12 protein-coding genes are annotated in these 9,850 nt (G+C 57.6%); 10 read left to right on the top strand and 2 right to left on the bottom strand.

The annotated features are described in order from the left end of the window. Positions 1 to 234: DUF6788 family protein (locus Q1J43_RS06895; RefSeq protein WP_301101692.1), on the top strand; the 234-nt coding region annotated here is incomplete at its 5' end. 228 nt (positions 235 to 462) lie between these two features. On the opposite strand, the gene Q1J43_RS06890 is transcribed toward Q1J43_RS06895, so the two are convergent. Further along, on the bottom strand, positions 463 to 2,145 hold the full coding sequence (locus Q1J43_RS06890; RefSeq protein WP_301101691.1) for an NAD-binding protein: 1,683 nt from the start codon (positions 2,143 to 2,145) through the stop codon (positions 463 to 465). 70 nt (positions 2,146 to 2,215) lie between these two features. Between Q1J43_RS06890 and tadA the strand changes: the two genes are divergently transcribed. Both tadA and Q1J43_RS06880 read left to right on the top strand, forming a co-directional pair. Further along, complete coding sequence (tadA, locus tag Q1J43_RS06885) at positions 2,216 to 2,677, top strand: tRNA adenosine(34) deaminase TadA (RefSeq protein WP_301101689.1); 462 nt, start codon at positions 2,216 to 2,218, stop codon at positions 2,675 to 2,677. Between the two features lie 2 nt (positions 2,678 to 2,679). Further along, entirely contained in the window at positions 2,680 to 3,162 is a 483-nt protein-coding gene (locus tag Q1J43_RS06880) for a L,D-transpeptidase (RefSeq protein ID WP_301101696.1), read from the top strand. A 70-nt stretch (positions 3,163 to 3,232) separates the two neighbouring features. Here the strand turns inward: Q1J43_RS06880 and Q1J43_RS06875 are convergent, their stop codons facing one another. Continuing rightward, positions 3,233 to 4,246 (bottom strand): folate-binding protein, encoded by a 1,014-nt coding sequence (locus tag Q1J43_RS06875; protein WP_301101687.1) that lies wholly within the window; start codon positions 4,244 to 4,246, stop codon positions 3,233 to 3,235. A gap of 174 nt (positions 4,247 to 4,420) precedes the next feature. On the opposite strand from Q1J43_RS06875, the gene mltG reads away from it, so the two are divergent. From mltG to mnmD, 7 genes are all read left to right on the top strand, one after another. Next, positions 4,421 to 5,419 (top strand): endolytic transglycosylase MltG, encoded by a 999-nt coding sequence (gene mltG, locus Q1J43_RS06870; protein WP_301101685.1) that lies wholly within the window; start codon positions 4,421 to 4,423, stop codon positions 5,417 to 5,419. Then, a complete protein-coding gene (gene tmk / locus Q1J43_RS06865; RefSeq protein ID WP_301101684.1) occupies positions 5,416 to 6,063 on the top strand; it encodes a dTMP kinase in 648 nt (215 codons plus the stop codon). The genes mltG and tmk overlap by 4 nt, the downstream gene beginning before the upstream one ends. After that, positions 6,060 to 7,100, top strand: a complete 1,041-nt coding sequence (gene holB / locus Q1J43_RS06860; protein WP_301101683.1) for a DNA polymerase III subunit delta' — start codon at positions 6,060 to 6,062, stop codon at positions 7,098 to 7,100. The genes tmk and holB overlap by 4 nt, the downstream gene beginning before the upstream one ends. Before the next feature lie 7 nt (positions 7,101 to 7,107). Continuing rightward, the gene (locus Q1J43_RS06855; RefSeq protein ID WP_301101682.1) at positions 7,108 to 7,485 is read left to right on the top strand and encodes a PilZ domain-containing protein; all 378 of its coding nucleotides are present in this window, start codon (positions 7,108 to 7,110) and stop codon (positions 7,483 to 7,485) included. 10 nt (positions 7,486 to 7,495) lie between these two features. Continuing rightward, a complete protein-coding gene (locus Q1J43_RS06850) occupies positions 7,496 to 8,278 on the top strand; it encodes a TatD family hydrolase (protein ID WP_301101680.1) in 783 nt (260 codons plus the stop codon). After that, entirely contained in the window at positions 8,275 to 8,931 is a 657-nt protein-coding gene (locus tag Q1J43_RS06845) for an ankyrin repeat domain-containing protein (protein WP_301101679.1), read from the top strand. The genes Q1J43_RS06850 and Q1J43_RS06845 overlap by 4 nt, the downstream gene beginning before the upstream one ends. A gap of 154 nt (positions 8,932 to 9,085) precedes the next feature. Continuing rightward, the gene (gene mnmD, locus Q1J43_RS06840; RefSeq protein WP_366141857.1) at positions 9,086 to 9,826 is read left to right on the top strand and encodes a tRNA (5-methylaminomethyl-2-thiouridine)(34)-methyltransferase MnmD; all 741 of its coding nucleotides are present in this window, start codon (positions 9,086 to 9,088) and stop codon (positions 9,824 to 9,826) included. Positions 9,827 to 9,850: the final 24 nt, after the last annotated feature.

The raw sequence follows: 9,850 nt of genomic DNA, 5'->3' as shown, positions 1-9,850 counted from the left end.
TGTGGCACACCCGGCTGCCGCTGCAAGGCATCGCCCCCGGAAAAGCACGGCCCCTACTACCAAGTGAGTTACACCCGGAAGGGAAAAAGCAGTAGTAAATTCGTCAAGAAGAAGGATTTGCCAGCGATCCGCAAACAACTTAAAAACTACGAACGCATGAAGCTTCTCATCGACCGATGGATCGAGCTGGGAACAGAACTATCCAATCTCCGACTCGCCAAAGAAACGATCTGAAGGGGGAGAACTTGTCACTCTCCAGAGAACAAAAAAACGGGGCTGATATCTTCTGCACCATCCGCTTCCATTCACAACCATGCATTACCGTGTTTACCTGGCTTTGGTTAAAAACGCTCCCCGCATTCGGCATTGCAGCTTACGGACAGAAGAACCTTATATCTACTGGATTTAGCGCTTGAAGCTTGGCACGACTGGCTCGATAGCCAGTCAGGTGGCCGCCGTACCTCAGGCGCGAACTTCTATCGTCGTTGTGGCCTGGAACGCCAACTGGTAGCGATCCAGGCTGCTGATCGAGCCGCAGACGAAGAGGATGTCGTCGGGTCGCACCAAAAAAACGTCGTCAAATTCGACAATCACTTCGCCTGCGCGCTCGACGGCAACGACTTTGGCGCCTGTTCGTTCGAGCGCCTCGCTGCGCCACGGATGCGAGCCGGCTAGGGTGCCTGCGCTCAAGCGGCTGAATTTGATACGGTTTTCGACGGCAATGATTTGTTCGTCCAGTAGATGATAGGCCAAAATCTGGCCAGCCACCTGACCAACGGAAATGGCGAAGTCAGCGCCAGAACGGTAAAGTCGGGTCGTATTCGGCGCCCGAATAACACGCACGATGAGGGGCACCCCGGGGGCGTAGTCGCGCACCACGGCAGTGGCGAACACCGATTCGCTGTCATCGCCCAAGGCCAGAATGACAGCGCTTGCCTCGCGCACGCCGGCCTGTCTGAGCGTTCCCTGTTCAAGTACGTTGCCGACGACATCGACCCCTGGCGTGCTTATCCGGTCAATCACGATGCAGTTTTCACTGGCGTCATGCAGCATTTCAATGACCTTGCGTCCAACTGAACCGTAGCCTGCCAGCACGATGGGGCCGGTGCGGCGAATCGGCATGGCCATGCGTTCGACTTTTTCCAGATTGGCGGGCGTGCCGACTACGACGAGGATTGCCCCCGATTCGATGCGGGTTTCTGGCCCCTTGGTCGTTGTGAAAACACCCGCATACCATTGGCCGATGACCGACACTCCATGTTGCTGGCGCAGATGCAGGTCACCAAGCCGCTGGCCGGCCAGAGGGCTTCCCTCGCGCACACGGAATTCGGCCATGCCGACCTTGGTGCCAAGCAGATGCATGCCTTCAGCCGGCGGACTGATGCGCGTACTGGCGCGCGAAGCTAACGCCGCACCGAGGACATGCGCTGGGGTGAACACGTCGGTGGCGCCGATTTGCAGCATCGGCGGCCGGTACAGCGGGTCGTCAGCCAACGCATAGAGCGGGCCGCTAAAACCAAATTCACGGACAATCAGCGCGCACGTCGCGTTGCCGTGATCACCGGCATTGGTGACCACCGCCTTCGCCTGTTTGACACGCATCAGTACCGATGAATCTTCGGCCAGCTTGCCAAAAACCACGTTGTAGCCACGGTCACGCAGGTTGCGCGCCAGGGTCATGTCCTCTTCAAAAATGACGAAGGGGCTGTCCGTACGATTGAATTCTTCAAGCAGGGATTCGATTGCTGGACCGTAACGGTAGAACAACACCTTGCCGGCCATCGGTGGCAGCACATGTTGTAGACGAACCTCGAACTGTTCTTCGAAGTAAGGTAGGACGAAGATCGGAAAAATCAGGAAAACCAGGAACTGCCCCATAAACTGGCCGAGAATGACGAACAATGCGACGGCCGGGTGGTTCCAGTGACTGTCGCCGCCGTAACCGGTCGTGGTGAGCGTTTCGGAGGCCCATTGGAGGCTTTGCAGAAAGGTGCGCGGGGCACCTTCCAGATGCTCCATGCCGAGCATGTAAATGGTGCCGAGAATGAGCACGGTCGCCGGAAGAATGGCCAGCAGCGCCAGCAGGCGTTTGGTCGAACGCTTGAGTTTTGACAGCATGTCGGGGGGAGCTCTGAAAATCAACAACCCGCAGTATCCTCGGCGTTCAGGGTGCGGTCAAACAGCGGAGCTTAAACCGGTAAGGTAGAATCGCCCGATGAACGATCACTATTTCATGCGCGAAGCGCTTTCGCTGGCGCGCTCTGCCGAGTGTCTCGGCGAAGTGCCGGTGGGCGCTGTGGTGGTGCGCGAGGGCGTCATCGTTGGACGTGGCTTCAACTCGCCGATCGGCGAAAGTGACCCGACCGCCCACGCCGAAATTGCTGCCCTGCGCGACGCGGCACGCCGACTGGAGAACTACCGGCTGCCTGGCTGCGAGCTCTTTGTCACGCTGGAACCCTGCGCAATGTGCGCCGGGGCCATTCTTCATTCGCGGATTTCCCGGGTGATCTACGGCGCCCGCGATCTGAAGACCGGGGTGCACGGCAGCGTCGTTGATCTGTTTGCCGTTGAACGTCTGAATCACCATACTGCAGTGGTGGGTGGTGTCCTGGCCGAGGAGTGCAGCCAGTTGCTGTCCAGTTTTTTTGCCGGTCGTCGCGCCAAACGAGAGCAATGAGCGTGCATATCCATATTTCAATCGCCCACCAGACCTTGACTTTGTTTGACGGCGCCGGGCAGGCGCTGGGCCATTATTCGGTGTCCACAGCCACCAAGGGTGCTGGGGAATTGTGTGATAGCTACTGTACGCCGCGCGGGAGGCATCTGATCCGCGCCCGGATCGGCGCCGGGCAAGCGGAAAACACTGTCTTTGTTGCGCGCCGTCCAAGCGGAGAAGTCTATTCGCCGGAACTCGCTGCTGCCTTCCCTGGACGCGACTGGATTCTCACGCGCATCCTGTGGCTGTCAGGGTGTGAGCCGGAGCGCAACCGGCTGGGGCAGGTCGACACCATGCGCCGCTACATCTACATCCACGGCTGTCCGGATACGGCAACGCTGGGCGTTCCCGGATCGCACGGATGCATCCGTATGCGCAATGCCGACGTTATTGAACTCTTCGACCGGGTGCCGATTTATACGTCGGTAGAAATTTCTGAAAGTTGACCACAACGAACGCAACGAAGAATCAATAGAGGTCTTTGCTTTTCGTGGTGTTCGTTGTGGTTAAGACGTTTCAAATCAGCGTCACACGAACCATGCGTTGCCCACCCGGAACGCCGAGTTGAAGGTCGTTGGTGGCAACGAAAGTTTCTTGGATGACTGCCAGCGCGTCATAGCCTCCACCGGGTGCGGGCGCCGCATTGGCGACCATGCCGCAGGGGTGTTCTGGGTTCACTGGGGCGAAGATCGCGTCACCACCGGCAATGACGTTGGTCGTGTGTATGCGGTAGAGGTGACGTTTGACTTTGCCGAGGTACTGTGTGCGGGCGACGACTTCCTGTCCAGGGTAACAGCCCTTGTGGAAACTGACACCGCCAATCTTGTCGAAATTGGTCATTTGCGGAATGAACGCTTCCTTGGTGGCCTCGGTAATCAGCGGAATGCCGGCTCGAATGTCAAGCCAGTGCCAGACCGGTGTTCCGGCCGGACGGGCATTTGCAGCAAGCTTCGTCCACAGTTCAGCCGCTGCTGCGCTGATGACGATGAGGATATAGCGCGAATCGTCAAGGCGTATAACTCTGCCGCCGGTAAAAGCGGCCGTTTCCAGGGCTTTGGCAGGCACCGGCAGACCGGCGCTGTGCAAGGCCGCTTCGGCTTGAGGGCCGGACAAACCGATAGCTTCGTGGCCACTGGAAAGATCAGTGATTTTCACCTTGGAGCGCATTACGAACATTTGCAAACGCTTCTGGATGACGGCCAGCAGGTCGGCAGATAGCAAGGCCAGATAGCCGGAGTCAGTACGATACAGAAGAAAACTCGCCAGCACCCGACCCTTGGCCGTACACCACGACGAATACTGGGCAGAAGCGGATTCCAAGTGATTGATGTCGCTGGTCACCTGGTTGTGGAGGAAGCTCTTGGCGTCATCACCCGTGCATTCGAGCAGGCCTAGATGAGGGAGTGGAGCGATGATCGTCGCATCGCGAGCGGTAGCGAGCTCGGCGTCGATGTCGCCAAAATCGCTGACCATTGCGTGATTAAGATGAGCGCCGGATGCGCCGAGAAAGTCTTGCCAGTTGGAGTTCATTGTTTTCCGTCAGTTTCTTTCAAGTTGGGCTTTAGACGCTGTGAACGAGCGAATTCGACACGGCGGTGGTGCATCGGTTCATTGATGCGGGTTTCGGCTATTATATAGCCACTGCGTTCGGCTCCATTCCTCCCCCCAATTACAGACTTGCGGCACTCCAGCCGTGCAGGATCGATGCTTAAACTTTTTAAAAATCTGATCCTTGTTGCTCTGTGTCTTGTACTGGCCGTGGCTGGCGGTTTCTACTGGCTGGCTTCTTCGCCACTGACCTTAAAGAGCGAACAGGTCGATTTTCAAATCACGCCAGGCAAGGGCCTGCGCGCCGCCGCCAAAGAAATCGCCAGCGCCGGTGTGGTATTTGATCCCTGGCTGCTCACCGTTCTTGGCAAAGTGCTGCGAGTCGAAACGTCAATCAAGGCCGGAAGTTACGAGATCACTCGGGGCATCACTCTGTTCGATCTGCTGAACAAGCTGACGCGCGGTGACGTGACTCAGACCGAGATTGCTTTTATTGAGGGCTGGACCTTTCGTCAGATGCGTGAGCGACTTGACGCGCACCCCGACATTCGACACGACAGCAAAGGACTGCCGGCTTCAGAAATCATGCGCCTGATCGGCGCCCCGAACGGTGTTGCAGAAGGGATGTTCTTTCCCGATACCTACCTATTCGCCAAACAAGGCAGGGACCTTGATGTGTTGCAGCGTGCCTATCGAAGCATGCAGCGCCATCTGTCCCGTGAGTGGGAAGCAAGGGCCGCCGGTCTGCCCTATGCGAACGCCTATCAAGCCCTGACCATGGCGTCGATCGTTGAAAAGGAAACCGGACGGGATCAGGATCGGCCGCTGGTGGCTGCTGTCTTTGTCAACCGTCTGCGTCAGGGCATGCTCTTACAGACTGATCCGGCCGTCATTTACGGTGTCGGCGAGAAATTCGACGGCAACCTGCGCAAACGTGATCTGCTTACCGACACGCCCTACAATACCTATACTCGCACTGGCCTGCCGCCCACCCCGATTGCCATGCCCGGTCTGGCGTCCTTGCAGGCAGCGCTGCACCCGGCGGCCAGTCAGGCGATTTATTTTGTGGCGCGAGGCGACGGTAGCAGCCAGTTTTCGCATACGCTGGAAGAACACAATCAGGCAGTCAACCGTTATCAGAGGATCGGGAAGTGAGTGTGGAAAAGAATAATGCCTCGAATACTAAACGAGGAAAATTCATAACCTTTGAGGGCATCGATGGCGCCGGCAAAAGCAGTCATATTGTTGGCGTTGCTGCACTTCTTGCTAGTCGTGGTTTGACGGTTATTTCAACCCGTGAACCGGGAGGCACGCCACTGGGTGAAAAACTTCGCGAACTGTTGCTGCACGAAATCATGCATTTGGAGACCGAGGCCTTGCTGATGTTTGCCGCGCGCCGTGAGCATCTGGCGCAAGTGATCGAGCCGGCGCTGGCGCGGGGGGACTGGGTGGTCTGTGACCGCTTTAGCGATGCGACCTACGCCTATCAAGGCGGCGGACGCGGCCTGGACAAAATAAAGTTCGCCGAACTTGAGCAGTGGGTGCATGGACATCTGCAACCGGATCTGACCTTTCTTTTTGACCTGCCCCCGGCAATCGCTGGCGAGCGCATTGCGGCCCAAGGTCGAACACTCGATCGTTTTGAACAGGAACATGCCGATTTTCATGTGCGGGTACGCCAGGCCTATCTTGAGCGTGCGGAACAGGCGCCACAGCGAATAATCGTGATCAATGCCGATCAGACGCTGGAAAACATAAAGAATAAGATTGAATTAACTGTGATAACCAACTGTTTATGAAGATAATAGAACTTCACAGTGAAGCCTGGGCGCAATTGGGCGCACGGCGTGCCCAGTTGCCGCACGCCCTCCTGATTTCGGGTCAGCGCGGGATAGGTAAGTTTGACTTGGCGCGGTGTTTTGCCGAATCGCTGCTCTGCGAGTCGCCGACGGCGTCTTCCGAAGCCTGTGGCGTGTGCCCTGCCTGTGGTTGGCTGGCCCAAGGCAATCATCCGGATTTTCGCCTGCTGCAACCCGATGCGCTGGCCGAGGGGGAGGGCGAAGCTGGCGAGACGGTCGAAGCAGGTGGCAAGAAAAAAGCCAGTCAACAGATTACCATCGCCCAGGTTCGTGCGCTGGACGACTTCCTGCACATTGGTACGCACCGTCACGGCGCCCGGGTTATCCTGATCAATCCAGCCGAAGCGATGAATCGTTCGACGGCGAATTCTCTTCTTAAATCACTAGAAGAACCAATTGCAAGTACATTGTTTATATTGGTTTCTAGTGAGCAATCACGCTTGCTACCGACGATTCGCAGTCGTTGTCAGTCGCTTCTTGTTGCGCAGCCGGCACGAAGTCGATCCGAAGAATGGTTGGTGCAGGCCGGGGTCGGTGATGCCGGGCACTGGCTGGCGCTCGCTGGCGGTTCGCCGCTGATGGCCGTAGAGCTGGGCGGCAGCGGGGAGGGGGAACTGCTCGATGCTTTGATTGCGCAGATGTCGCGCGGAGGCAAGCTTGACCCGCTGGCCGCCGCTGCGGCACTCGATCGGGTGATCAAAGCTGAGAAACGTCCGGCGCCCTTGAAGCGAATGATCGAGTGGTCGCAAAAGTGGCTTTTCGACCTGACGCTAGTCAGCGAGGGGCTGGCTCTGCGCTATTTTCTTGCGCATGCTCAAGCACTACAGCGTCTGGCAAGCACAAGCAATATCGCCAATTTGTTGGCGTTCAGCCGGAAAACGATACAATACAAGCTGCAATGCGAACAACCCTTGAACAGCCGCCTTTTCCTCGAGGAGTTTTTCCTGAGTTACGCGGCCTTGTTCCGCACTTCCTGAGGCGTATATGACTGAAGCAGTCTCCAAATCTGCCGCTGCCTCCGCGTCACGACCGAGTGTGTTGTCGCTGAACATCAACTCGAAATCTGCGTTGTACGCTGCCTTCATGCCTCTCTTGCGCAATGGCGGTATCTTCATTCCGACGACGCGTGCCTACAATCTTGGCGACGAAGTATTCATGCTGCTGTCGCTGATGGATGACCCGGCCAAGCTGCCGATCGCCGGAACCGTGGTCTGGATAACACCGGCCGGCGCCCAGAACAGCAAGGCGCAGGGGATTGGCGTGCACTTCAAGAGTGACGAAAGCGGGATTGAGGCGCGGCGCAAGATCGAAAGTCTCCTTGGTGGCGTAATGCAATCCACCCGCCCGACCCATACCATGTGATCGAAATCTGATGCTTGTTGATTCACACTGCCACATCGACTTCCCGGATCTTTCTGAAAATCTCCCGCAACTGCTTGATCTGATGCACCGCAACGATGTCGGATGTGCTGTCTGCATCGGCGTCAATCTGGAGGATTTGCCACGCATTTTGGCGCTTGCCGAAGCGCACCCCAAGATCCTGGCGTCGGTTGGTGTCCATCCCGAGGCGACCGATGTGCGCGAACCAACGGTCGCTGAACTGGTCGCCCTGGCTCGCCATCCGAAAGTCATCGCCATCGGCGAAACCGGTCTTGACTATTACTGGCACAAAGATGCGCCGGAATGGCAGCGCGAACGCTTTCGCACCCATATCCGCGCCGCCCTTGAATCGGGAAAACCGCTGGTCATTCATAACCGGGAGGCGACCGCCGATACGCTGCGCTTGCTGTCAGAGGAGGGTGCAGAAAAAGTTGGTGGCATCCTGCATTGTTTCACCGAGACCTGGGAGGTGGCCGAAAAGGCGCTGGACCTAGGTTTTCATATCTCGCTTTCCGGCATCGTCACCTTCAAGAATGCGCTGACCGTCAAGGATGTCGCGCGTCAAGTTCCGCTCGATCGCCTGCTCATTGAGACTGATTCGCCTTATCTGTCCCCTGTCCCGTATCGGGGAAAAATCAATCAGCCTGGCTACGTCAAGCACGTTGCTGAAGAAATTGCCCGCTTGCGGGGCATTTCTATCGAAGAGCTCGCGGCGACCACAACGAACAATTTTTTCCGCCTTTTTCCTCAAGCCAGAACGAAAACAAGCCAATGAAAATAATTGCTTTTCTACTAATCCTCCTGATCCCGGCGCTGGCCTCTGCGGGTGCGTATGAAGAAATGGAAGAAGCGTTGATTCGTAGCGACTCTGTTGCCGCCATTGACCTGATCAAGCGTGGAATGGACGTCAATACGGTTGATCGAGCAGGCAACACGCTGCTTGTTCAGGCCATGCGGCGCGACATTCCGGAACTCGCTGATTACTTGCTGCAACGCCGTGCGCGCCTCAACATACGTAACCGGAATGGCGAAACGGCGCTCAGCATTGCGGCGTACACAGGCAAACTCGCGTATGTGAAGCGTCTCGTTGAAGCTGGAGCCGAGGTCAATTTCTATGGCTGGCCGCCGCTCTCCTATGCCGCCTACAATGGCCATCTCGAGATTGTCGATTACCTGCTCAAGCACGGCGCCGAGATTGATGCGAAGACCGAGAACGGTTCAACGGCCCTATTTTTTGCGGCGCGCTTCGGACACATCGCAGTCGTCCAACTGCTTTTGAAAAACAGGGCCGATCCGGCGATTACCAACGAGAATGGGGATACGGCGATTGACTGGGCCTTGAAGAGCGACAACACCGACATCGAGTCCTTGTTGCGTGCCGCTGGTGGGCGCTCAGGCAAGTCGGTCGTTATCGAACTTTCACAGTGATGGAGCGGACAGCAAAGGGAGTATGCGGGTCTCGCCGCCGCCGGGTACAAGCATCGCACTACAGTTATCAGTTATCAGCAGCGCGGAAGAGCAAGCTCACGACAGCTCTGGCGAATGACCAGCCACTGGCCGAGAAGCACCGCCACGAGTATCGATGCCACTTGAACCCGCACGCCTGACCTTTGGTGCTGACGGCACGCCCGTTTCGCAAGTCTACGGCGATGTCTATCACTCGGTGGCCGGGGGGCACGCTCAGGCGCGGCATGTCTTTCTGGCTGGGAACGGGCTTCCGGGGCGTTGGCGGGGCAGGGCGCGCTTCGTTATTCTGGAGACCGGTTTTGGCCTCGGGCTGAACTTTCTCGCCACCTGGCTGGCCTGGCAAAGCGACCCGCAGCGTTGTCAGACGCTGCATTTCATCTCGCTGGAAAAACACCCGTTTCATGCCGCCGATCTGGCACAGGCACAGGCTTCCTGGCCGGAGTTCGCGCCGCTCGCTGAAGCGCTCCGTCGGCACTGGCCGCCGCTGGAAGTGGGGGAGCATCGGCTTGAGTTCGAAGGTGGCCAGGTGGTGCTTACCGTCTATTTTGGTGACGCGACCGAGACTTTGCCCCGGCTTGCTACGGCGGTCGACGCCTTTTATCTGGACGGCTTTTCGCCGGCGAAAAATCCGGAGCTGTGGTCGCCCGCGCTGTGCCAATCACTGGCGCGTCTGGCCGTGAGCGGGGCCACGCTTGCCACCTGGTCGGTCGCCGGGACGGTGCGCCAGTCCTTGCGTTCGGCACAGTTTGACGTCACCAGGCGCCCTGGTTTTTCTGGCAAACGGCAAATGCTGATCGGTCGTTATGGTCCGGCTGATAGTATTTTTCAATTTCGCCGAACGGCCATAGACCGCTAAAATGGCCCGCTTTTTCCTGGGGAC

The sequence above is a fragment of the Propionivibrio sp. genome, from assembly GCF_029255185.1.
Classification (GTDB): domain Bacteria; phylum Pseudomonadota; class Gammaproteobacteria; order Burkholderiales; family Rhodocyclaceae; genus Propionivibrio.
Note: the sequence above shows the minus strand (reverse complement) of the source record. Positions and strands in the feature narration are given on the sequence as shown.